The sequence below is a fragment of the Sorangium sp. KYC3313 genome, from assembly GCF_052075895.1.
Taxonomy (GTDB): Bacteria; Myxococcota_A; Polyangia; order Polyangiales; family Polyangiaceae; genus Sorangium; species Sorangium cellulosum_B.
The window spans coordinates 6,552,489-6,574,987 of record NZ_CP197255.1 but is presented as its reverse complement, the minus strand read 5'-3'; the positions used below and the strand labels follow the sequence as shown (position 1 = coordinate 6,574,987).

Annotated in this window: 17 protein-coding genes; 15 read left to right on the top strand and 2 right to left on the bottom strand. The window is 72.5% G+C overall.

Going from position 1 to position 22,499, the window contains the following annotated elements:
* Position 1: 1 nt before the first annotated feature.
* The 11 genes from ACSRUE_RS25575 (at position 2) to ACSRUE_RS25525 (ending at position 9,836) form a co-directional block, all read left to right on the top strand.
* Positions 2-544 (top strand): DUF3341 domain-containing protein, encoded by a 543-nt coding sequence (locus tag ACSRUE_RS25575; RefSeq protein ID WP_441285875.1) that lies wholly within the window; start codon positions 2-4, stop codon positions 542-544.
* Positions 541-1,173 (top strand): c-type cytochrome, encoded by a 633-nt coding sequence (locus ACSRUE_RS25570; protein WP_441285874.1) that lies wholly within the window; start codon positions 541-543, stop codon positions 1,171-1,173. Before ACSRUE_RS25575 ends, ACSRUE_RS25570 begins: the two co-directional genes overlap by 4 nt.
* Positions 1,170-2,357 carry a hypothetical protein gene (locus ACSRUE_RS25565; protein ID WP_441285873.1) on the top strand — a complete coding sequence of 396 codons (1,188 nt, stop codon included), beginning with the start codon at positions 1,170-1,172 and terminating at the stop codon, positions 2,355-2,357. The genes ACSRUE_RS25570 and ACSRUE_RS25565 overlap by 4 nt, the downstream gene beginning before the upstream one ends.
* On the top strand, positions 2,354-2,746 hold the full coding sequence (locus ACSRUE_RS25560; RefSeq protein WP_437766814.1) for a hypothetical protein: 393 nt from the start codon (positions 2,354-2,356) through the stop codon (positions 2,744-2,746). The genes ACSRUE_RS25565 and ACSRUE_RS25560 overlap by 4 nt, the downstream gene beginning before the upstream one ends.
* Complete coding sequence (locus ACSRUE_RS25555; protein WP_441285872.1) at positions 2,746-3,582, top strand: SCO family protein; 837 nt, start codon at positions 2,746-2,748, stop codon at positions 3,580-3,582. The genes ACSRUE_RS25560 and ACSRUE_RS25555 overlap by 1 nt, the downstream gene beginning before the upstream one ends.
* Positions 3,579-4,670: a cytochrome c oxidase subunit II gene (gene coxB, locus ACSRUE_RS25550; RefSeq protein ID WP_441285871.1), complete on the top strand. Its 1,092-nt coding sequence runs from the start codon at positions 3,579-3,581 to the stop codon at positions 4,668-4,670. Before ACSRUE_RS25555 ends, coxB begins: the two co-directional genes overlap by 4 nt.
* Positions 4,664-6,322 carry a cytochrome c oxidase subunit I gene (locus ACSRUE_RS25545; protein ID WP_437766811.1) on the top strand — a complete coding sequence of 553 codons (1,659 nt, stop codon included), beginning with the start codon at positions 4,664-4,666 and terminating at the stop codon, positions 6,320-6,322. The genes coxB and ACSRUE_RS25545 overlap by 7 nt, the downstream gene beginning before the upstream one ends.
* On the top strand, positions 6,297-6,959 hold the full coding sequence (locus ACSRUE_RS25540; RefSeq protein ID WP_437766810.1) for a cytochrome c oxidase subunit 3 family protein: 663 nt from the start codon (positions 6,297-6,299) through the stop codon (positions 6,957-6,959). The genes ACSRUE_RS25545 and ACSRUE_RS25540 overlap by 26 nt, the downstream gene beginning before the upstream one ends.
* A 26-nt stretch (positions 6,960-6,985) precedes the next feature.
* Positions 6,986-7,318 (top strand): cytochrome C oxidase subunit IV family protein, encoded by a 333-nt coding sequence (locus ACSRUE_RS25535; RefSeq protein WP_437766809.1) that lies wholly within the window; start codon positions 6,986-6,988, stop codon positions 7,316-7,318.
* Between the two features lie 600 nt (positions 7,319-7,918).
* The gene (locus ACSRUE_RS25530) at positions 7,919-8,959 is read left to right on the top strand and encodes a hypothetical protein (RefSeq protein WP_441285870.1); all 1,041 of its coding nucleotides are present in this window, start codon (positions 7,919-7,921) and stop codon (positions 8,957-8,959) included.
* Between the two features lie 70 nt (positions 8,960-9,029).
* The gene (locus ACSRUE_RS25525; RefSeq protein WP_441285869.1) at positions 9,030-9,836 is read left to right on the top strand and encodes a ferritin-like domain-containing protein; all 807 of its coding nucleotides are present in this window, start codon (positions 9,030-9,032) and stop codon (positions 9,834-9,836) included.
* A 67-nt stretch (positions 9,837-9,903) separates the two neighbouring features.
* On the opposite strand, the gene ACSRUE_RS25520 is transcribed toward ACSRUE_RS25525, so the two are convergent.
* Positions 9,904-10,416: a GNAT family N-acetyltransferase gene (locus ACSRUE_RS25520; protein ID WP_441285868.1), complete on the bottom strand. Its 513-nt coding sequence runs from the start codon at positions 10,414-10,416 to the stop codon at positions 9,904-9,906.
* A gap of 525 nt (positions 10,417-10,941) precedes the next feature.
* On the opposite strand from ACSRUE_RS25520, the gene ACSRUE_RS25515 reads away from it, so the two are divergent.
* Positions 10,942-11,535: a hypothetical protein gene (locus ACSRUE_RS25515; RefSeq protein WP_441285867.1), complete on the top strand. Its 594-nt coding sequence runs from the start codon at positions 10,942-10,944 to the stop codon at positions 11,533-11,535.
* 442 nt (positions 11,536-11,977) lie between these two features.
* Positions 11,978-13,333 (top strand): hypothetical protein, encoded by a 1,356-nt coding sequence (locus tag ACSRUE_RS25510; RefSeq protein WP_441285866.1) that lies wholly within the window; start codon positions 11,978-11,980, stop codon positions 13,331-13,333.
* Positions 13,334-13,547: 214 nt separating this feature from the next.
* On the opposite strand, the gene ACSRUE_RS25505 is transcribed toward ACSRUE_RS25510, so the two are convergent.
* Complete coding sequence (locus ACSRUE_RS25505; RefSeq protein WP_441285865.1) at positions 13,548-15,071, bottom strand: phytoene desaturase family protein; 1,524 nt, start codon at positions 15,069-15,071, stop codon at positions 13,548-13,550.
* Positions 15,072-15,460: 389 nt separating this feature from the next.
* Between ACSRUE_RS25505 and ACSRUE_RS25500 the strand changes: the two genes are divergently transcribed.
* Entirely contained in the window at positions 15,461-17,167 is a 1,707-nt protein-coding gene (locus ACSRUE_RS25500; RefSeq protein ID WP_441285864.1) for a protein kinase domain-containing protein, read from the top strand.
* Between the two features lie 210 nt (positions 17,168-17,377).
* Positions 17,378-22,453, top strand: a complete 5,076-nt coding sequence (locus ACSRUE_RS25495) for a translocation/assembly module TamB domain-containing protein (RefSeq protein ID WP_441285863.1) — start codon at positions 17,378-17,380, stop codon at positions 22,451-22,453.
* Positions 22,454-22,499 lie beyond the last annotated feature (46 nt).

Sequence of the window (22,499 nt, the reverse complement as noted above, 5' to 3'; positions counted from 1 at the left end):
GATGAGGAGAGGACTGCTCGCCGAGTTCGAGACGCCCGAGGCGATGCTCCGGGCGATCGCGGAGCTCAGGAGCCGGGGATACCGGCGGCTCGACGCCTTCACGCCGTACCCGATCCACGGCATCGACGAGGCGCTCGGGCTCCGGCGCTCGCCGCTCAACTGGATCATCCTGCCCTTCGCGCTCGCGGGCACCGCGGGCGGCTACCTCGTCCAGTGGTTTTGCAATGCGTACGACTACCCGCTCATCGTGGGCGGGCGGCCGGCGCACGCGCTCCTGGCCTTCATACCGATCACCTTCGAGATGATGGTGCTCTCGGCCGCCCTCACCGGGTTCGTCGTGCTGCTCGTCCTCGCCCGGCTGCCCGAGCTCTGGCACCCGGTGTTCGACGTCCCCGGGTTCGAGCGCGCCTCCCTCGATCGGTTCTGGGTCGGCATCGACGCCCGCGATCCGGCGCTCATCAGCCCCATCACGGAGCGAGATCTCACCGATCTCGGCGCCGTCACCGTGGCCTGGGCCGGAAAGAACGGAAAGGAGCGCTCATGACGCGCGGACGGCTCCTCCCGCTCTCCTGCCTGGCCGCGGCGCTCTGCCTCTCGTGCACGCCGGTGACCACGGCCGACGCCGAGCCCGGCAACGCTGACCTGCTGGATCTGGAGCGCATGCTCCGCCAGCGGCGCTTCGCGCCCTACCAGCCGACAGACCTCTTCAGCGACGGCTCGGTCATGCGCCACCCCCCGGCGGGCGCCGTGCCGAACGACCTCGTGACCGGCGATCCCGGGCTCACCCGCGGGTTCACGGGCGAGACGTACGTGACGCGCATCCCGGTCCCGGTGACCATCGAGCTGCTCCAGTACGGGAAGGAGCGCTTCGAGATCCACTGCGCCGCCTGCCACGGGGTCGCCGGAGATGGAGAGTCGGTGGTCGCGCGCAACATGACGCTGCGGCGCCCGCCGTCCCTCGTCGACCCGCGCGTGCAGGCGTTCCCGCCCGGCCGCATCTACCGGGTCATCGTCGAGGGGTACGGCCTCATGCGCTCGTACGAGCCGCAGGTCCCGCTGATGGAGCGCTGGGCGATCGTGACCTATGTGAAGGCACTCGGGAAGAGCCGCGACACCGCGCTCGACGCGCTCCCCCCGCCCCTCCGCGAGCGCGCCTGGAAGGAGCTCCAGTGAACCTGCGATTCCCCATCTTCCGGGGCGGCCGCGCGATCGTGTCGAGGGCCCTCGGCCTCGCGCTCCTCGGCGCCCTGCTCCTCGTCGTCGGCGCGTTCGTGGACCGGGAGCGGCTCTTCTACGCGTACCTCGCGGCCTACGCCTTCGCCGTGACCACCGCGGTCGGGGCGCTCCTGTTTCTCATGATCTGCCACGCCATGGCCGCGACATGGCCGGTGGCCGTCCGCCGCCTCGCGGAGGCGATCGTCGGGACGCTGCCGCTCCTCTGCGCGCTGTTCGTCCCGCTCCTGTTCGGCCTCGGCGCGCTGTACGGAAAGTGGCTCCGCCCCGAGTCGATCCTCGACGAGCACGTCCGATCCATCGTGCTCCACAAGACGCCTTACCTGAACCTCCCCTTCTTCCTCGTGAGGACGGGGATCTACTTCACGGTGTGGCTCGTCTTCGGCGCCCTGCTCCGGCGCGGCTCGATGCAGGGTGACGCGACCCCGGCGCTCGCGGACAGCCGGCGTCTCCGCGTGATCAGCGTCGCCGGCCTCCCGCCCGTCGCGCTCACGCTCTCGTTCGCGGCCTTCGACTGGCTCATGTCCCTCGCGCCGACGTGGGTGTCGACGATGTTCCCCGTCTACGTGTTCGCCGGCGGCTTCGTCGCGGCGATCGCGCTGCTCACCGTGCTCGCGTTCGCCGCCGAGCGCGCCGGGCTCCTGCCCGGGCTGAACGCGTCGCACTACTACGCGCTCGGCCGTCTGCTGCTCGCGTTCACCGTCTTCTGGGCCTACGCCGCGTTCTTCCAGCTCCTGCTGATATGGATCGCGAACAGGCCCGAAGAGGTGGAGTTCTACGTCCTCCGCTCCCACGGCCCGTGGGCGGCCGTGTCCCTCGTCCTCGTGCTCACGCGGTTCGTGATCCCCTTCCTGATCCTGCTCAACTACAGGATCAAGCGGCGCCCCGCCTGGCTGTCGGCCGTCGCCGCCTGGATCTTCGTCGCCCACTACCTCGACATGCACTGGCTCGTCGCGCCCGAGGCCCCCGGCGCGCGCGCGCCGTTCCACTGGCTCGACGCGGCGGCGCTCCTCGCCGTGGTCGGCTCGTGCGTCGCGTTCACCGTGCTGCGGGTGCGCGGCAAGCCGCTCGTCCCCGTCAACGACCCGGCGCTGCCGGCCGCCCTCCGCTACGAGAGCATATGACATCCAACTACCGCCGTCCCGACGTGCGCCAGGAAGAGGATGTCGTCCCGTGGAAGACGATCCTCGCCGTCGCGTTCGCCGTCGTCGTGATCTTCATCATCCTGGGCCTGTGGGCCTGGCTGCTCATGCGCGGGCGCGAGGCGGAGCTCCGCCCCGCGGGGAAGGGCGCCGAGGGTGCCAGTGAGATCTCCCTGCCGCGCGGCGAGGTGGCCGGGGTGGATCAGCGCATCTTCCGGCGCGAGGAGATGGGCGAAGAGGGCGTCGGCACGGCGCTGAACCGCCGGAAACGCGAGGAGCTCGGCCGCTTCGGCTGGGTCGACCGCAGCCGCGGGCTCGTGCAGATCCCGATCGAGGACGCGATGAATCTCGTCGTGGAGGAGAGCCGCTGATGAGGATGCAACACCTGTCCACCACGGCGTTTCTCGCGCTCGTGCTCGCGCGCGCGCCGGTCGCTGCCGCCGCCGAGCCGCCGTCGCTCCCGCCCGCCGCGCGCGAGGCCGACATCGAGGAGCGCCTCGGGAGCGCCATCGACACGGCGCTCCGCTTCACTGACATGGACGGGCGGCGCGCCCCGCTCGCCGAGCACTTCGACGGGCGGCGGCCCGTCCTCCTGGTCCTCGCCTATTACCGCTGCCCGACGCTCTGCGGCCTCGTGCTGCGCGGCCTGGTCGCCGGCATGTCGAAGCTCGACTACCGGCTGGGCGAGGACTACCGCGCGCTCACGGTGAGCTTCGATCCGCGGGACACCCCGGCCACGGCCGCGCGGAAGCGGACAGCCGCGCTGTCGGCCCTCGGCCCGGCCGGCGCGCCGACGCCGGAGGCCTGGCCCTTCCTGACCGGCGCCCTGCCCGAGATCCGCGCGCTCGCCGGCGATCTCGGCTTCCGGTTCGCGTACGACCCGCAGACGGAGCAGTACGCGCACCCCGCCGCCGTCTTCGTCCTCACGCCGCAGGGCCGCATCTCTCGGATCCTCTATGGCATCGAGTTCTCCCCCCTCGATCTCCGCCTCTCGCTCCTCGAGGCGAGCCGGGGGCAGATAGGCACCCCGCTCGAGCGCGTGCTCATGACGTGTTACCGCTACGACCCCGCGAGCCGCCGATACGGCCCTTATGTGGCCGGCTTCCTGAGGCTCGGCGGGGCCGCCATCCTGGCCTGGGTCGCCGCGGTGGTCGCCTTCTTCGGCTGGCAAGGGCGGCGGCGCAGGAGACTGGAGCGCGCGCGATGAACGAGCTGCTGCGCCAGCTGCTCTTCTTGCCCGAGCAGCGCTCCTCGCTGGCCCGCGAGATCGACGGGCTGCACTACTTCGTCATCCTGATGACGATGGGCGGCGCCGCCCTCATCACGCTCATCGGCGGGTATTTCCTGATCCGCTATCGCCGGCGGCCCCAGGACGCGGTGCGGCCGCACCCCGGGGCGTTCGCCCGGCCGGCGCTCTTCCTCGAGACGGTGTCGCTCTTCGCGCTGGGCTTCCTCTTCCTCACGTTCTGGACCATCGGCACGCGCCAGTTCGCCGACCTGCGCACTGCGCCGGACGACGCGCTCGACGTCTATGTCACGGGCAAGCAGTGGATGTGGAAGTTCGGTTATCCGGGGGGAGACAGCGAGATCTCGGCGCTCTACGTCCCCGCGCACAGGCCGATCCGGCTCATCATGACGTCGCGCGACGTCATCCACAGCTTCTACGTGCCCGCGTTCCGCATCAAGCAGGACGTCATCCCTGGCCGGTACACCACCGTCTGGTTCGAGGCGAACGAGCCCGGCGCTTACCCCATCCTCTGCGCGGAGTTCTGCGGGACGAGCCACTCCGAGATGCGCGGCCAGGTGATCGCGCTCGACCCGGCCGACTACGAGCGCTGGCTCGCGGGCGGCGTGGCGAACGCCCCGGCGTTCGCGCAGGAGGCCGCCGCCGAGTCGGAGAACGAGCTCGCCGAGGCGGAGCCGACGATGCCGAGCCGCGGCGAGCGCGCCGCGGCGAAGCACGGCTGCCTCCGCTGCCACACCCTCGACGGAACGCCCCACGTCGGCCCGAGCTGGGCCGGGCTCTACCGCGCTGTCGTACCGCTCGAGTCCGGCGGCGAGCGCGTCGCCGACGAGGCCTACATCACGGAGTCGATCATGGATCCGCTCGCCGCGCTGCACCGCGGGTTCCCGCCGGTCATGCCATCCTATCTCGGACAGATCACGCCGCCCGACGTCGCCGCGATCATCGAGCTCATGAAATCGATCCGCGACGTGCCTCACGGCCCCGACGTGCCCTGGGACGGCGGGGTCCCCGGGAACGTCGCCACGCCGGAAGGGGTGACTCCATGGTGACCCACGAGGTCGAGGGGACAGCGCCCGTCCACGGCGCGCACAAGGTCGATTATCTCCGCGCCGGCGCCGGCGTGCGATCGTGGCTGCTCACGACCGATCACAAGCGCATCGGGCTCATGTTCTACGTGCTCGTGGTGCTGATGCTCCTGCTCGGCGGCGTCTTCGCGCTGGTCCTCCGGACCGAGCTCCTGACCCCCGGGCCCACCGTGATCAGCGCGGCGATCTACAACCGCATGTTCACGCTCCACGGCGTGGTCATGGTCTGGCTCTTCATGATCCCGTCGATCCCGAACATCTTCGGGAACTTCCTGCTCCCGCTCATGATCGGCGCCAAGGATCTCGCCTTCCCGCGCCTCAACCTGGCGAGCCTCTACGTCTACGTGATCGGCGCCATCGTCACGCTGGCGGCGACGATCGCCGGGGGCGCCGACACCGGATGGACGTTTTACCCGCCGTACAGCACGACCACGCCCGCGGGCGTCCTGCCGGTCGTGATCGGCATCTTCATCCTCGGCATCTCGTCGATCATGACGGCGTTGAACTTCATCGCCACGACGCACACGATGCGCGCCCGCGGGATCAGCTGGGGGCGAGTTCCGCTCTTCGTCTGGGCCATCTACAGCACGAGCATCATCATGCTGCTCGCGACGCCCGTCCTCGGCCTGACGATCCTGCTCGTCGGGCTGGACCACATCTACCATTTCGGCATCTTCGACCCGACGCTCGGCGGCGATCCCGTGCTGTTCCAGCACCTGTTCTGGTTCTACTCCCACCCTGCCGTCTACATCATGGTGCTCCCGGCGCTCGGGGTCATCAGCGAGGTGGTCTGCACCTTCGCGCAGCGGCAGCCGGCGTCCTACTGGGCGATCGCCCTCTCGTCGTTCGGCATCGCGTTGATCGGGTTCGCGGGGTGGGGGCACCACATGTTCGTGGCCGGGATGAGCGAGCTCAACGCCGGGATCTTCGGCGCGTTCTCGATGTTCATCGCGATCTTCTCCGCCATCAAGGTCTTCACCTGGGTGGCGACGCTGCACAGGGGGTCCATCCAGTTCAACACCCCGATGCTCTATTTCTTCTGGTTCCTGTTCCTCTTCGTCTTCGGCGGCATGACGGGCGTCGCCGTGGCCACGCAGTCGCTCGACGTCCACTGGCACGACACTTATTTCGTCGTCGCCCACTTCCATTTCATCATGGTGGGCGGCACGCTCACCGCGTTCCTCGCGGCGGCGCACTACTGGTTCCCCAAGATGTTCGGCCGCGCCTACTCGGAGCCGATGGGGCTGCTCACGTCGTTCGGGGTGTTCCTTGGGTTCGTCCTGACGTTCCTCCCCCAGTTCCTGGCGGGCAACGCCGGGATGCCGCGCCGCTATTACAGCTATCCGGCGCAGTACCAGTGGTTGAACGTCCTCTCGACGGGCGGGGCCTACCTGCTCGCGGGCGCGCTCGTGCTCGCGCTGGTGAACCTCCTCATCGCCCTGCGCTGGGGGCCGCGCACCAGCGCCAATCCATGGAGGTCCCGGAGCTACGAGTGGATGACGCCCCCCATCCCGCCGGAGCACAACTTCCCCGTGACGCCCGTCATCGATCGCGGCCCGTACGATTACCACCTGACCGAAGAGGAAGCCCATGCCCGAGTCTCAACCGCCCGCTGAGCAGCTCGCGCCGGCGCGGCTCGCCGTGCAGTTCGAGGATCTCGAGAAGCAGGCCCACGCCGCGCATTTCGGCATGTGGATCTTCCTCGCCAGCGAGATCCTGCTCTTCGCCGGGCTCTTCGCCCTGTACGCCTCCTACCGCGCGGTCTTCGGCCACGAGTTCAGCGCCGGCGTCGCGCACAACAACGCCGTCATCGGGACCGCGAACACCGCGATCCTCCTGACGAGCAGCCTGCTCGTCGCGCTGAGCGTCTACGCCGTGCGCCTCGACCGGCCCACGAGGGCCGGCCGCCTCCTGCTCGGCGCCATCGCGCTCGGCGTCGCCTTCCTCGTGCTGAAGGGCGTCGAGTACACCCAGCACTTCCACGAGGGGATCTTCCCCGGCTCGGCCTACCGCTTCGAGGAGCTCCCGCAGGCCGGCGCGAAGATGTTCTTCACGCTCTATTTCCTGACGACCGGGCTCCACGCGATCCACGTCACGGCGGGGCTCGTGGTCCTCGGCTGGCTCACGTGGGGGTGCTTCCGGCGCCGGTACGGCGCGGGCAACGACACCCACATCGAGCTCGGCGGCCTCTACTGGCACCTGGTCGACGTGATCTGGATATTCCTCTGGCCGATGCTCTACCTGATGCACTGATGCACCGCTAACGGCACGTTGCGCCCATGACCGTCAAGCACCTCTCCTCGCGGACCTACGTGATCGTCTGGCTCCTCCTGATGGGGCTGACGCTTGCGTCGTACCTCCTCTCGCTGGCCCACCTCGGCGAGGCCGACGTCGTGGCGGCGCTGCTCATCGCCACGGCGAAGACGCTGCTCGTGCTGCTCTTCTTCATGCACCTCATCGAGCGGCGCTTCACGAACGCCCTCCCCATGATCGTGGCGGCGCTCCTCGTCGGCCTCATGCTCGCGCTGATGCTCAGCGACGTGACGACCCGCCAGGCGATCTTGCAGCGGCCGATCCCGCTGCCCCCGCCGCCCGCGGCCGCGCCCCGATGACGACCGCCTCCCGGTGATCCGTCCGTCGCGCGAGCGCGCCCGCCGGCGCGGGGCGTAGGGTGCCGTCGTCGCGCGTCGCGCGTCGGGGCGACGCAGGAGCTCGGCTGTCGCCGGAGGGCGCGCGACGCCGATCTCACCGCATCGGGCGCCGCTCACGTGGGCTGTCCGCCGCCCCGGTTAGAGCCTACAAACCCGTGCTCTCGATGAATCTCCGCACGACGATGTCACCGAGTCCGGCTGGAAGCGCGTCACCTACGATCTGACGCCCTACAAGAGCTCGAGCCTGCGCGCGCGGTCCGGCCGCAGCGCCGTCATCGCCTTCGGCGGCGCGCCCATGTCGGGCTGGAACCTCGACGGCGTGCAGATCAGCGCCTGCCGCTGCGTCGGCTCACGACCCGAGCGCGAGAGCGCTCGCGGGCTCCCACGAGCGCCGTGAAAGCCACACCCAGGGCGTCATTTTACTTTCCTGCTGACAATTTTCGCTCCCGGGTCCGCCATGGCTCGCCCTGGCACCTCGCTTGCTCGATCCAGCCTCGGAGCGCGCGAGGACGTAACCTTGCGCCAACCTGTGCCAAAGAAAGGACCTGTCGAACCATGCCCATGCAGAAGAAGCGAAAGGTGCTGAAGGCGCCGTTCATCGTCACCGTCGCCGCGGCGGCCTCGCTCGCGGGCGCGGTGGCCCTGCCGGGATGCAATCCCACGGTGACGAGCGGCGGCTGCCCCGAGGCGGCGCCGGAGGTCGGCTCGAGCTGCGAGGACGACGGCCTTTCGTGCAACTACGGTAAGGAGTTGTGCGGCCTCCCGATCGACAGCACGTGTGTGCGCGGGGAGTGGTACGAGGAACCCACGGTGGCCTGCAACCCGCCGGAGCCACCGGAGTGCCCCGAGGAGGTGCCGGAGGCCGGCAGCGCCTGCGAGCAGCCCGGGAAGAGCTGCAACTACGACACCACCGGTTGCCCCGCGGTGGTGACGTGCGGTGACGACGCCACGTGGTCCGAACCGATCTCGCCGGCATGCAACCCGCCGCCGCCGGAGTGCCCCGTCGATGTGCCGAAGGCCGGCGGCGCCTGCGCGGAGCCCGGGAAGACCTGCAACTATGACGCTACCGGCTGCCCCGCGGTGGTGAGCTGCGGTGACGACGGCACGTGGTCCGAACCGATCTCACCGGCCTGCAACCCGCCGGCGCCGGTGTGTCCGGAGGAGATGCCGACCGACGGGGATCCCTGCGTGGCGGCGAGCGGGCCCTGCCCCTACGAGATGATGACCGGCTGCGGCCCGATGCCGACCCAGGCCGTGTGCGTTCAGCAAAAGGACACCTGGAGCTGGCAGGTCGCGGAGATCTTCTGCAACCCGCCGCCCCCCGACGTCTGTCTCAACGCCGCCACCGAGGACGCGTGCGAAAACCTCGGGCCGGCGTGTCGCTGGCTCACGCCAGGCTGCGGCGACGCCTCGACGACCCCCGTGCTGGCCGAGGCGGGCTGCTTCCCGAGCCAGGGTTGCGAGGTAAACGAGGCGTGTCCGGGCGGGATGCGCTGCCAGGAGCTCGTCATCAACCCCTGTTACAAGCAGGCCTGTGACGCGTGCGGCTCGACCATCAAGGTGTGCGCTCCGCCTGGCGGGAGCCCGAGCGCGTCGCCGTGAGCTCGTCCAGGGGCGGCGAGCGCCCGTCTCCCGTCTTGCCGCCCTCTGACTGCCCGCCTACCGTGATCTCATGACGGACGCCTCCGACGCAGAGCAGGACAGCGGCGCTGACGCGGAGGCGCCGCGCGGGCAGCGCGCCCCCCTCCCTCCCGCGAGCGACGCGGTGCGCGCCGAGTGGGGGCGGCGCGTCGAGGCCGAGTACCGCTCGGCGGCGATCACGCAGCACCTCACGCTCTGGCTGATCCAGATGGGCGCGTCGCCGGATCTCATCGACGACGGCCTCCGCATCGTCAAGGACGAGCTCGCGCACGCTCGCCTCAGCCATCGCGTCCACGCCCGCGCGGGCGGCGGCGCCTTGCCGGCGCTCCGCCGCGAGACGCTCGGGCTCAAGAGCAGCGGAGACGAGCCGCTCGAGATGGCCGTCGCCCGGGCGGGCGTGGAGGTGTTCTGCCTGGGGGAGACGGTCGCGGTCCCGCTCTTCAAGGTGCTCCGCGAGGGGTGCACCGTGCCGGTCGCGCGCCGGGCGCTCGACCGCATCCTGCGCGACGAGGTGCGGCACCGCGACTTCGGCTGGACGCTGCTCCGTTACCTGCTCGAGCAGCCGTGCGCGCCGGCCGTGCGACAGCTGGTCGAGCGCGAGCTCCACGGCATGTTCACGCGGCTTCGCAGGAGCTACATGCCCCCTGGCGGCGCGAGGCGCGCGGCGATCTCCGACGACGACCGCGCCTGGGGCCTGATGCCGCCCGCGCGGTACGGCGAGATCCTCGAGCGCGCCGTGGAGCGGGACTACGCGCCTCGCTTCGGCGAGCACGGCCTCGATGCGATCGCCGCGTGGCGCGCGGCGACCGCGCCCGACAGGTCCGCCGCGCCCCCCTGAGCGGACGGCGGCGGGCGACCTGGCGGAGAGGACGCGAGATCAGGTCGTGAAGACGCCGAGCTCGGGCTCAGGTCGTGAAGACGCCGAACTCGGGGCTGTAGATGACCACGCCTCGGGCGCGCTCCAGCGCCCCCTGCGCGAGCTCGATCGCCAGGAACGCCTCGTCCGCCGCGTACTCGTTGCCGAGGCCGTACAGGCTGGCCTTCTCGAACCCGAACCGAGCGTAGTACTCCGGCGATCCGAGGACGACGGCGAACGCGAAGCCGGCGTCCCTGCACGCCGCGATCCCCCGTCGCGCCAGCGCAGAGCCGATGCCGCGGCCCGCAAGCGCAGGCGAGACCGCGAGCGGCGCGAGGCCGACGCCTTTGCCGGGGACGCTGTCGCCGGCGATCGTCACGGGGCTGAACAGGACATGTCCGACGATGCCCGTGTCCGTCTCCGCGACCAGCGAGACGGCCGCGCGCCCCGCGTCCCGCAGCCTGTCCACGAGATCCGCCTCGAGCGCCGAGGGAAACGCCGCGAGGTGAACGGCGCGGATCCCCGCTTCATCGCCCGCGCGCTCCGGCCTGACGTCCATCATCGACGCCCCCCGCCGGCCCGGCGCCCGTCGGCCGATCCACCTGCGCGAGGGGCAGCGTCCGGCGCGATCCCCCGCCCGCGGACCGCGTCAAGCGCCAAAGAGGGCGCGGTTATGACAGACCATGTCCCACCGGGTCGACGCCTCGATAACGCCCCTTGCTCTCCAGTTCTCCACAGGCGTTCTCCACAGGACATCCCCTGGACAACAGCTGGATTCTGTCGATTACCCTCGCCGCGCGCGCCGCTCCTCGTCATGGCCATTCGCACAGCCTAGCGGAACGCCGCGCCGCAAGGTGAACCGGCGCCCGGCGACACGCTCAAGTATATGTAATAACAAATATTTTTACGGCCACAGGCACCGCCGACCGCCCCTGACGGGTTGGGACAATGTCCGTCCGATCGATCCCTTTCCCGACGGGTCGAAGATGACTATCCATGGTAGACATCAAGAACGCGGCGCGACGGCGTGTCTCTCGCACGAGCGTGTAAATGGCGCGCCGGAATGCTTCGTTTTGGAGGAGACTTCATGGAAAAGATCTCGCTCACGTACTTTGTCGACTTCGTTCTCAAGGCCGGGACGCCCAAGCTGACGGGCGTCAGGGAGTTCAAGGAGCGGAAGGACGAGCTCCACACGGACTTTTACAGGCAGGTGCGAGAGGCGATCGTCGACATGCACAGGAGCGGAAAGCCCACCAGCGTGCTCGACGGCTTCCTCGCCGCGCAGCACGACGAGCGGCGCCGTCGCATCTACCCGTCGGTGGTGAACGGATATCGCAAGTTCCTCGCGTCGACGAAGATGACGTGGTTCGAGCCGCCGGCGTCGACGTACCGCCTCGGCGATCTCGAGATCAACGTCAACCCGGAGCTCGGGCTCGTCATCGATGGGACGCCGCATGTCATCAAGATGTATTTCCGCGGGGAGCCCCTGTCGTCCAAGCGCATCTCGGTCGTGCTGAACCTGCTCATGAACGGGCTCGCGGAGAGCACGCCGGGCGGCGCCTTCGCGGTGCTCGACGTGCGGAACGCCAAGATTCACACCTTCAAGGTGCCGCACCCGCGGCTCAGCCTGCTCCTCCGCGGCGAGGCGGCCTCCTTCGCCACCATCTATACCGGGCTGTGATCGCGGCGCCGCCGGGCGAGGCGGCGCCGCGCGGACATCACACCACGTCGTCTCCCGGCGTCCACCGAGCCCACGACGCCCACCGCGACGCCCACCGCGATACCGGCGTTGCCACGCCGCGCGCCCTCCGCCGCTCGACCGGGCGCGGGGCGCGCGGCGCGGGCGCGGGGCGCGCGGCGCGGGCGCGGGGCGCGCGCGCCCCGCGCGGAGCAGGACGCGCACCGGGTGGACACGGGAGCCGAAAGGTCGATGTCACGACGCCGTGACGCCGTGACGCCATGACGCGACGACGCGACGACGCGACGACGCGACGACGTGACGACGTGATGACGCGACGCCGCAATAAATGGCGCACACGCAATCGAGCTGTAGGAGATCGACGCCACTGGCCTCATCGCAGAACGTACGCGGAACGTACGCGGAACGTACAAGCAGAGTAAAAATGACCGATTCAGAGAAAGAGAACTACGATCGCTCGGGCAGTTTCGTTTATCCTCGGGCTGCCATGGACCGCCGCGCGCAGATCACCGCAACCCCGCTTCATGTGCCCAGCATTCTTGTGGTCCTTGATCCCGCGTGGCCGGCGCTCTTCAGCCTGTGCCTCGCGGTGGCGCCGGGCTGCGGGGTGCTCCTGCACCGCTGCGACGCGGCCACCGCCGCGACGATCGCCGCCGAGCGGCGACCGCTCGCGATCCTCCTGTCCAACAGCATCTACGCAAGGGATCCCGCAGATTTCGAGGCGCTCGCCCGGGACGTCCACTCGACGCTGCTGCGGCTCGATGAGGAGGTCTGCGAGCGAGAGCTCGAGGCGATGCTGAACGGCGCGCTGCGCGAGACGCGCGAGATGAACACGCAGCGCGACGCGGGCCGGCGCGACGAGGGCAGCGGGCGCTACACGATGATCGGGGCGCAGCGCAGCGAGACCTTCGGCCACAAGGCGGCCTCGAGCGCGGACGCCCGCGCGCCGCAGCGGGCGGGCGCGAGCGCGGATTCCCGCCTCGCGCCGCAGGTCCGCGAGAGGTCGACGAGCCAGAGCACGCTGCCGCCGCCGTCGGCGCGCTCCGCCGCCCCGCCGTCGGCCCGGGCGCCCCTCGCGAGCCACGCGCTCACGCCGGTGCCCCCGTCGACCGCGCCGCCTTCGTTCCGCTCCCCGCCGTCGGCGCCCTCCGCGCCGCCGCTGGCGCGCACGCAGCCGAGCGCGTACGCGCCTGGCGGGTCGCCATCGGCACCGCCGCCCTCCGCCCGCCCGCTCTCGAGCCCCGCGCATGTGTACGCGGAGACCGCGGCGAGCGGCAGCCTGTCGAGCCTGCCCCCGTCGTCGCGCCCCGAGCCCCTGTCGAGCCCGCCTCCGTCGATGCGCTCCCAGCTCCTGTCGGGTCCACCTCCGTCGGTGCGCGCGCAGCCGAGCGTGCCGCCGGTCCCCTCGTCGCGCCCTCTGCCAGGGGGCCCTGCGGCGCGTCGACCCACACCGACGCCGTCGAGCGCGCAAGCAGGGCCGCCCTCCTCCAGGCGCAGCCTGCCGAGCCCGCCGTCCTTGCGCACGATGGCGAGCTCGCCCCCTTCCGTGCGCTCCGCCCCGCCCGGCACGCCCTCGAGCCCCGAGCCCTCGCCGTCGATCAAGACGATGGGGCCCCTGTCGGCGCGGATGGCCCCGCCGTCCTCGGTGCGCCCCGAGCTGTCGCCGCGCTCCGGCGTGCGAGAGCGGGGCAGCGAGGAGCTGGATGCCGTGTTCGAGGATCAGAAGCTGCCGCTCGACGCGCTCGCGCGGACCAACCGCGGCACCACGACCACGCGCTGAAGCGCGGGCCAGAGCGTTCTCCGCCCCCCTCTGCACCAAGCAGAGCGGCAGCCTCCCATCAAGCAGAGCGGCAGCCCCTCCCATCAAGCAGAGCGGCGGTCTCCCGCACAGGAGACGGGCCCAGATCGGCGTTTTCGGCGCGGAAGCGCACTCCAGTGCGCTGAGCACCGAAAACGTCGAGCTGGGCCCGTATCCGAAGCGGGTGACCGCCGCTCTAGCGGGGGCGCGTGAGCCACGATGCGGTGGAGCCCGCGGCGCGCCCGAGCAGATCGCCCGCGATGTCGATCAGCGCGGGCGGGGCGGGCGCGCCGAGATCGCGGCCGAGATCGACGAGGATGCGGTCGACGCACTCCATCGCGCTCGAGGCGGCGAGATCCATCCCCGCGCCGCGCCCGCCGGCCGCGCGCCCTGCGAGGTACAGCCCCCGCACGGGCGTGTACACCGCCGGCCGCGCGCGGCCGACCTGGCCTGGCGTCTGCGCCGTCCCCGACGCGAGCTCGCCGCCCGGAGCGCACGCCTCTCCGCCTCCGTCCGGGGATGATCCGTCGACGAAGATCGCCTGGGAGAGCACGCCGGGCACCGCCGCCGACAGCGCGCGCAGGAGCTCGTCGACCGTCGCGCCGGGTCCGCCGTGCGAGGCGCCGCCGCTCCCACCCGGTACGGCGCACGCGCAGAGGAGCTCATGTCCAGGCGGCGCGAGCGACGGGTCGAAGCGCGTCGGCGCGAGGCAGTAGAACGGGAGCGCCGGCGCGCCGGCGCCGCCCGCGAGACCGGCGAGCACGCCCGCCGGGACGAGCCGCCTGCGCAGCCCGATCTTGACCTCGACCCGCCTCGGCTGGGGCGTGATCGCACGGACGCGCGCCACGTAGGCGTCGGGGAAGTGCGGCTCGCCAACGAGGCCCGACACCGTGCGCAGGAGCCCGGCCGCGCTCACCACGACGCGCGCGGGGAGCGCCGTCCCGTCCTCGAGCTCGACGCCCTGCACGCGACGATCGCGCACCAGCACGCGGCGCACGGTCGCGCCCGTCCACACGGCGGCGCCGAGCTCCCGGGCCAGGCGGCAGAAGACCTCGGGGATCCGCGACGCGCCGCCCTCGGGATAACGCTGCCGGCTGGCGCGGGCGAGCCGGCGCAAGGAGAACAGCGCCTCGCCCGCAGACGCCTCGGCTCCTGGCAGCAGCAGCGGCAGGCCAAGCAGCCCGCCGAGCCGAGCGGCGGCGGCGGCGCGCGGGATGAAGCGGGCCACGTACGCCTCGGCCGTCACGTCGTCGCACGCGGCCAGATCGACGTCGCGCATCGCCGCCGCGTGCGCGAAGAGACGCACGGCGCCCGCGGCCTCCAGCGGCGTGAGGTCGAGGCCGCGCGCGAGATCCAGGGCGGTCCCGGCGAGCCGGAGGAGATCTGCCCGCAGGACGACGCGGCGAGCGCGCGCGATCCCGGCGCGGGCGCCCGTGAAGCAGAGCGCCGCCGGCTCGTCGCTCTGCTGGAAGGTGATCGCGTCGCCCTGGCCCACGCGGCGGAGCACGTCGCCGACCGGGCCTTGCTCGCCGCAGTCGAGCATGTGCGTGGCTGTGTCCACACGGAACCCGTCCCTCTCGTAAGCGGCAGAGGAGCCGCCCAGGCGGCGCTCCTTCTCGACGAGCAGGGTCGGGATGCCGGCGTGCGCAAGGAGGAGCGCCGCGGCAGCGCCGCCGACGCCAGAGCCGATCACCACCGCGCGCAAGGGAGCCTCATCCATGACGTCACGAGAACATACCGCGGAGAGCCCGCGCGGCGCGCGCCGCGCCGCCGGCAATCACGCGGAAACCGCGCTGGAATCACGCCAGCAGACGCTAGGAGACGCTAGGAGACGCCAAGAGACGCCAAGAGACGCTAGGAGACGCCAAGAGACCCCAGGAGACGCGAGACCACACGAGACCACGCGAGCGGAGGCCGCGGGATGCGAGGAGGCGCGTCGGCCACGTGGGACGACGCGGAGCCGCGCGAGGAGACACCGGGCTACGCGGAATCACGCAGGGCAAGGCAGCGCAGCACACCGCGCTCGACAAAGCGCCGAGGCGCGCGCCGAGCGTTGACCCTCGAGAGCGGCCCCCCGTAGAGTGTAGCCTTGCAGCCGACGTGCCCGCTATGAAGACCTGCCCGCAGTGCCATCAGCGTTACCCGGCCGACAGCGCCTTCTGCTTCATCGACGGCTCGTCGCTCGTCTCCGAGAAGGATCCCCGCATCGGGACGTCGATCGCGGGTCGCTACGTCATCGAGCAGGGCCTCGGGATCGGCGGGATGGCCACGGTCTACAGGGCGTACAACAAGCTGATCGGCACCCCGTGCGCCATCAAGATCCTGAACCGCGAGTTCGCGCAGGACACGACGACGCGGGAGCGCTTCCGGCGCGAGGCACGGCACGCGCAGCGGCTCGCGCACCCGAACATCATCGAGATCTTCGACCAGGGCGACAGCGACGACGGGCTGCCCTTCCTCGTGATGGAGCTGCTCCAGGGGACGAGCCTCGCCGACGTGGTGGAGCGCAGCCGGGTGCCGCTCGCGCGGGCCCTGCCCATCTGGGTGCAGATGGCGCGCGCCCTCGGCCGAGCGCACGACTTCGACGTCGTGCACCGCGATCTCAAGCCGGAGAACGTGTTCCTGCTGAAGGGCGACTGGGTGAAGCTCCTCGACTTCGGCATCGCCCGCTGCGCGCAGGACGCGCGTCTCACGAACCTCGGCGAGATCTTCGGCACACCGCAGTACATGGCGCCAGAGCGCAGCACGACGATCGACGCTGGCCCCCCGGCGGACCTCTACTCGCTCGGGGTCATCATGTTCGAGATGATCACGCAGCGGCTGCCGTTCGACGCCCCGGATCCGGCGAGCTGGATCCTGAAGCACATGAACGAGCAGCCGCCGCACCTCAAGGAGCTGGCCCCGGAGATGCCGGACGCGCTCGACCGCCTCGTCAGCGCCCTGATGGCGAAGGAGCCCTCCGAGCGCCCCGTCGACGCGTACCGCGTGCTCGCGGAGCTCGAGGAGATCGCGGCCGCGGGCCGGATCGCGCTCCCCCCGCCGCCGGAGGCGATGCCGCGCGACTCGGCGGTGCGCTCGAGGGGCGCCGGGCGCGATCCCTGGGTCAGCCGGCTCGATCTGTTCGAGCGGATGACGGCCCGCGCGTTCGGCGCGTCGGCGCCGGGGGACATCCAGCGGCAGCTCGAGGCGCTGCGCGGCGTCGTGCGGGAGCACGCCGAGCTCCGATCGAGGGCCCTCGACGAGCAGCGGCGCCTCGAGGGCGTCGCCGAGGAGTGGCGCGACGGCCGGATGCAGATCGGGCGGGCGATGGACGCGCTCACGGTCGACGCCTCGCTCACGCGCGAGGAGGCCCGGTCGTTCCGCGCCAGGGTGGCGCCGCTCAGCGCGGCGACGCAGGCGTTCGTCCCCGAGGTGCTGATCGCGCACAAGGAGGCCGTGCGCTGGGAGGGCCGGAGCGGATTCGCCGAGCCCTACCTCGAGCTCGCCGCCAGCTACCGCAAGCTGGCCGAGCTCGTCGAGGGCTGGTATGCGTCGCGCAAGGCGGACTACGAGGCGGAGAGCGAGGCGATCGCCCGCGAGCACGAGGTGGCCGAGGTGGACGCGCAGATCAAGAAGCTGCGCGAGCGCCTCGAAGAGCTCGACCGGCAGCTCGAGGCGCGGCGCCGGGAGTCCCAGGAGCGCATCGCCGAGATCGGGCGGAGGGTCGATCAGCTCGACGCCGAGCTGCTCCACCTGGCCAGCCGCTTCTGCGCGCCGCTCCGATCGAAGCCGGAGCTCGGCACGCTCTTCGTGGAGCTCGAGCGGCTCGCCGGCTGACCGCTCCGCTCCGGCGCGCCTCGGGCGCACATCGTGGCGGCGTGTCGCAGGTCGTGGCGCTCCGGCGAGGACTTCCCTGCGGCGCGCGTGGAGCCGGCCCGGGCGCGCCCCCCAGGCGCTCGATCCGGCGGCGCGGCGTTCCTCCGCCGCCTGCCGTCGCGCCGCGCGCCAGCACGGTCGCCGCGCCCCGTGCGTACTAAGCTACCCGCCGTGACGCCCGACCCCGCACCCGAGGCGCGGCGCTCCTCGGCACCGCGCCCGCCGCGCGCGCCGGGACGCGCGCGCCGCGCTGCGTCCGCCGTCGCGGCGGCGCTCGGGCTCACGCTGACGTTCGCGGGCGCCGCGGCCGTCGGCGTCGCGCTCCACCTCGACACGCCCGCCGCGCGCCGCGTGGCCCGCGACGCCACGAACCGGCTCCTCGGCTCGCTGTTCCAGGGGCGGATCGTCGCTGACGAGATCGACGCGCTCGGCCTGGGCGGCGTGCGGATCCGATCGGCGGTCGCGCTCGATCCACGGGGGAACAAGGTCATCCGCGCGAGCGGCCTCGAGGCGCGCGCCGACGTGCTCGCGATGCTCCGCGGCGCGCTCTTCGGCGCGGGCGCGCTCCGCATCGAGGTCCCGTACATCCGGGTCGAGCAGGCCGACGTGCTGGTCCAGGACAACGGCGCGGGGGGCGTCACCCTCGGCGACACGTTCACGCCGCTGCCGCCGCGAAGCCCGCCCTCGTCCAGGCCCGAGGCGCCTCCGCGCGACGTCGTCGTCGCCCTCTCGCACGTCGAGATCGGGCGCGGGTGGGTCCACGGGCAGGTCGCTCCGCCGCGCGCGCTGGACGCCGATGTCAGCCGGCTCTTCGGGTCGGTGCACGTCGGCCCGGAGGGCGTCGCGGTCGACGTCGATCAGACGGGCCTCGTGGATCGCGCGTTCCTGCCGGCCAGGACGGCGGGCACGGCGAACTACCACCTCCGCGCCGGGGACAAGGTCCTGATGTGGAGCAGCTTCGCCGGTCGGCTCGCCGACGTCGAGATCACCGCGCGGGCCGTGCTCGATGAGGGGCACCTCGAGGCGCAGGCGAGCGTCCCGCGCGCCACGCCGGAGCAGCTGCGGAGCCTCCTCCCGGACCACCCCCTCACCGAGCCGATCTCCGCGCGCGTGGCCGTGGACGGCCATCTCCCGCAGCTCGACGTGGTGGCCTCGGCCTCGGCGGATCCTGCCGGCGGGGCGGGCGGCGGCCTCGCCCTCACCGGGCGGCTCGACGTGGCGGGGCCCGTGCGGCTCGACGCGGAGGTCCAGGCGCGCGACGTCGATCTGCGGCTCTTCGGCGTGCGCCTCTCGCCCGATGCGGCGAGCGGCGCGGCGCCCGTCCCGGCCGGCGCGGCGCCCGTCCCGGCCGCGCCCGCCCTGCCCCGCGGCGCACCCACCCTGACCCACGCCGCGCCCGCCCTGCCCCGCGTTGCGCCCGCCCGGCTCCGCGCTGCCGCGGCGAAGCCCGCGCCGGAGCGCGGCTCCGAGCCGGCGCCCTTGATCACCGCGGACGGCCGGGTGCGCGTCGAGCTCGGCGACTTGCTCCGGCTCTCCGTCGAGGCGCGGACCGAGCCCACCGCGCTGCTCGGGCAGCGCGTGCCGGCGGCGGACGTCCACCTCGTGCTCGATCGCGGCGAGCTCCACGCGCGCGTGCACCTCCACGAGCCGGGCGCGCCGATCGACGCCGCCGTCTCGCTCCTGCCGGGGGGCCAGGGCCTCCGCTTCGCGGCGACGGCCGACATCCCGGCGCTCGCCGCGGCGCCGCGCCTCGCCGGGCCCGTCGACGGCGCCGGCCGCGTGCGCGTCGAGGGGAGCCTGCGCGGGGGAGCGCTCGACGCGCGCGTCGAAGGCGCGTTCGCCGGGCTCCGGGTCGGCCAGGACGTCGCGCTCGCCAGCGCGCGCGTCGCGGGGCGGGTCTCCGGGCCGATCGACGCGCTCGCGATCGACGCCTCGCTCTCCGGGAAGGAGGCGCTCGCCGGCGGCCACACGCTCGACGAGGTCACCGCGCGGATCTCCGGCCCGCTCGCCTCGCCGAAGCTCCGCGCGACGCTCACCGACGGCGACGACGCCCTGAGCGCCTCCGCGCGGCTGACCTCCACTCCCCTCGCCCTCCGCGACGTCGAGCTCCAGCTGAAGCGCGACGGCGCCGCGATCGCGGGGAAAATCACGGCGATCACCTCCTCGGCCGGCGGGCTCGCCGTCGAGGGGCTCGATCTCTCCTCGGCCGAGCTCGGCTCGCTGAAGGGCCGGCTCGCGGTGCGGGGCGATGACGTGACCGGACGCCTCCAGGGCGACGGCATCGACGTCGGCCGCGTGGCCCGGTTCCTCGGGATCCCGATCCGCGTGCGCGGGCGCGCGGAGGTCGACGTCGCGCTCGATCGGGACCGCGAGACAGGGCGCTCGGGCCACGTGCGGCTCGGCCTCACGGGGGGCGAGGTCGCGTTCCTGTCCGGCGTCTCGGCGCAGCTCACGGCGACCTTCGAGCGCGACCAGGTCAAGGCCGACGGGTCCGTGCGCATCGACGCGCCATCGCCGCAACCGAACGGGAAGGGCCCGCAGCCGCCGAGCGGCGCGTGGAACGACGCCCTGCCGCGGTGCGCCGGCACCCTCGCGAGCGTGCGTGTGTCCGGCGCCGAGGGCACGCTGGAAGGGCCCCTGCTGCGCGCGGAGACCTGGACCACCCTGGTCGGGAAGGCCGAGGTCGCCGCGAACGACTGGGACCTCGGCTGCCTCGCGCAGCTCATGCCGATCGGGCACATCGTGAGCGAGGTGCGCGGCAAGCTCACGACCAGCTTCGGGGTGTCGCGCGCGGCCGGCGAGCCGTTGCCTTCGCTGCACGACGTGCTCGTGCGGACGCACGGCCTCGCGCTCGCCGGTCCTCATCGGCTGGGCGCCGAGCGCCCGGCCTGGGAGTCGCGCTTCGTCGACGCGCAGCTCAGGGGCTCGTTCAGCGGCGCGACCGGCAAGGCGGACGCCGCGCTGACCCTGTACGACGGCGGGCTGCTCGCCGACGTCTCCGGCGCGCTCGAGCTCGATCTCGAGGCGCTCACGGGGCCGCCCGCGGACCGGTGGTCGTCGCTCCTGCGCTCGCCCATCGCCGCGCACGCATCCATCCCGCGGCGCGGGATGGACCAGCTCACCACGCTGCCCTCGTTCGTGCGCGAGGCGCTCCCGCCGCTCGCCGGCGAGGTGCGGATCGACGCGTACGCAAGCGGCACGATCGAGCGTCCGTTCCTGACGGCGCGCACCCTCTGGTGGGGCTTGACCTATGCGCCGCCGGGCGCCTCGAGCGCGACGGATCTCCATTTCCCCACCGATCTCGACGCGTGGCTCACGTACGACAGCGAGAAGGCCACGCTGGACGCGCACGTCACGCGCGGCGCGGCCGAGATCGCTTCCGTGAGCGCCGAGGTGCTCGCGCCGCTCGAGCGCCTGCTCGCGGACGTCCCGGCGCGCGCGCGGAAGGGCGCGCCTCCGCCCCCGGCGTGGACCGGCTCCTTCCGCGCGACGCTGCGCGAGGTCCCGCTCGGCGAGATCCCCCTGCTCGCCGACAGCGGCATCGCCGGGCGCGTGAGCGGCGAGATCGAGATGCGCGGCCTCAACATCGCGCCGTCGCTGAAGGCGCGCCTCACGGTGCCGGGCGTCACGCTGGGGAACGACCTCGCCTTCGATCGCGGCGTGCTCGCGCTGCGGATCGACCCGATGCGCGAGGCCGGGCGCGGGCACCTCCGCGTCACCGAGCTCGCCCTCGAGGGCCGACGCGGCGGCAAGATCCGCGCGAACGCCTTCGCCAGCGTGCGCTTCCGCGGCGGGCTCCTCCCGGTCCTCGACGGCGAGCGCACGGACCTCGCCATCTCCGCGGAGCGCTTCCGGCTCGCGGCGCTCCAGCCGCTGGTCGGCGGGCTGCTGAGCAAGGTCGACGGGACGCTGGACGGCGACCTCCGCATCGAGCTCGGCGGCCCGTCCGACGCCGACGGGAACCTCCGCGCGCAGCTACAGGTCACGGACGGCGTCGTGCACATCCCGGAGCTCGGGCAGGAGCTGCGCGACGTGGCCGCCCGCATCACGGCCGAGGGCGGCGTCCTCCGGATCGAGGGCTTCCGCGCGGCGGGCACGACCGGGATGGCGCAGGGCTGGGCCCTGTTCCGGCTCGCCGGGCTTTCGCTGCGCGACGGCGCCGGGGCGCTGACCATCGCCGAGGACCAGGCCCTCCCGCTCACGCTCGAGGGGGTGCCGCTCGGGACCGCCTCCGGGGCGCTGTCGTTCATCGCGGAGAAGAAGCCGGGCGAGCTCGCGCTGTACGTGACGGTCCCGGAAGTCCCCACGCTCCGCGTCTCGCTGCCGGCGACGAGCAGCCGCGACGTCCAGCCGCTCGACGACAACCCCGACATCTCCGTCTCGCACCCGCTCGGGCCGGAGAAGCAGCGGCGCGCGGCGGACGCGCTCCGCTACACCGTGACGTTCGACGTGCGCGACGCGTTCGTCAGCGGCGCGGGGCTACGGCTGCGCCTGAGGGGCGCCGAGGACGCGCCGCCGCGCGTCGTGATCGGCGAGGACACGCGGGTGTCGGGCGGCATCGAGGTCACGCGGGGCGAGCTCGAGATCTACGGCAAGGTGTTCGAGATCGAGGGCGGGCGCGTGCGCCTGCGCGAGGAGGACGCGTCGAACCCGCACCTGAACGTCACGGCGCACTGGGACGCCCCCGACGGCACGCGCATCCACGTCGCCTTCAACGGCAACCTCCGGCCCATCACCGACAGGACGCTGCGCTTCACCTCGAGCCCGCCGAGCTCGCAGCAGGACATCCTCGCGCGGCTCCTGTTCGGCGCCGATTTCTCGGAGGGCGCGCAGGCCGCGGGCTCCCAGACGCCCGCGGGCCTCGCGGCCGGCGGCGTCGCGGCGTCGGTCGGCAGCGAGATCGCGTCGGCGCAGTTCAACGCGCTGCTGAGCGGCATCGCGCCGCTGCGCGGGCTGACGACGCGGTTCGGGACGACGTCCGAGGGCGCGCTGCGGACGAGCGTGGTCTACCGGTTGAGCGACAACCTGACGGCGCAGGCCACCTTCCAGGAAGGCGCGCAGCAGAGCGCCGCGACGGGCTCGAGCGGGCCGACCCCCGGCGGGACGGCGAGCGAGCGCGGCACGCGGACCGAGGTCACCATCGACTGGCGCTTCAGCGAGCACTGGACGCTCCGCGGCACGGTGGGCGTCGACGCGCGCCAGGCGACCTCGGGCATGCTCGACCTGCTCTGGCAGTACCGGTACTGAGCCGAGCGCGGCCGCCTCGGCCCCGCGCCACGGCGATCCCGCTCTG

Coding starts and splice junctions, on each gene's coding strand:
- ACSRUE_RS25575 (WP_441285875.1), top strand. CDS start 2: ATGAGGAGAGGACTGCTCGCCGAGTTCGAGACGCCCGAGGCGATGCTC.
- ACSRUE_RS25570 (WP_441285874.1), top strand. CDS start 541: ATGACGCGCGGACGGCTCCTCCCGCTCTCCTGCCTGGCCGCGGCGCTC.
- ACSRUE_RS25560 (WP_437766814.1), top strand. CDS start 2,354: ATGACATCCAACTACCGCCGTCCCGACGTGCGCCAGGAAGAGGATGTC.
- ACSRUE_RS25555 (WP_441285872.1), top strand. CDS start 2,746: ATGAGGATGCAACACCTGTCCACCACGGCGTTTCTCGCGCTCGTGCTC.
- coxB (WP_441285871.1), top strand. CDS start 3,579: ATGAACGAGCTGCTGCGCCAGCTGCTCTTCTTGCCCGAGCAGCGCTCC.
- ACSRUE_RS25545 (WP_437766811.1), top strand. CDS start 4,664: ATGGTGACCCACGAGGTCGAGGGGACAGCGCCCGTCCACGGCGCGCAC.
- ACSRUE_RS25540 (WP_437766810.1), top strand. CDS start 6,297: ATGCCCGAGTCTCAACCGCCCGCTGAGCAGCTCGCGCCGGCGCGGCTC.
- ACSRUE_RS25535 (WP_437766809.1), top strand. CDS start 6,986: ATGACCGTCAAGCACCTCTCCTCGCGGACCTACGTGATCGTCTGGCTC.
- ACSRUE_RS25530 (WP_441285870.1), top strand. CDS start 7,919: ATGCAGAAGAAGCGAAAGGTGCTGAAGGCGCCGTTCATCGTCACCGTC.
- ACSRUE_RS25525 (WP_441285869.1), top strand. CDS start 9,030: ATGACGGACGCCTCCGACGCAGAGCAGGACAGCGGCGCTGACGCGGAG.
- ACSRUE_RS25520 (WP_441285868.1), bottom strand. CDS start 10,416: ATGATGGACGTCAGGCCGGAGCGCGCGGGCGATGAAGCGGGGATCCGC.
- ACSRUE_RS25515 (WP_441285867.1), top strand. CDS start 10,942: ATGGAAAAGATCTCGCTCACGTACTTTGTCGACTTCGTTCTCAAGGCC.
- ACSRUE_RS25510 (WP_441285866.1), top strand. CDS start 11,978: ATGACCGATTCAGAGAAAGAGAACTACGATCGCTCGGGCAGTTTCGTT.
- ACSRUE_RS25505 (WP_441285865.1), bottom strand. CDS start 15,071: ATGGATGAGGCTCCCTTGCGCGCGGTGGTGATCGGCTCTGGCGTCGGC.
- ACSRUE_RS25500 (WP_441285864.1), top strand. CDS start 15,461: ATGAAGACCTGCCCGCAGTGCCATCAGCGTTACCCGGCCGACAGCGCC.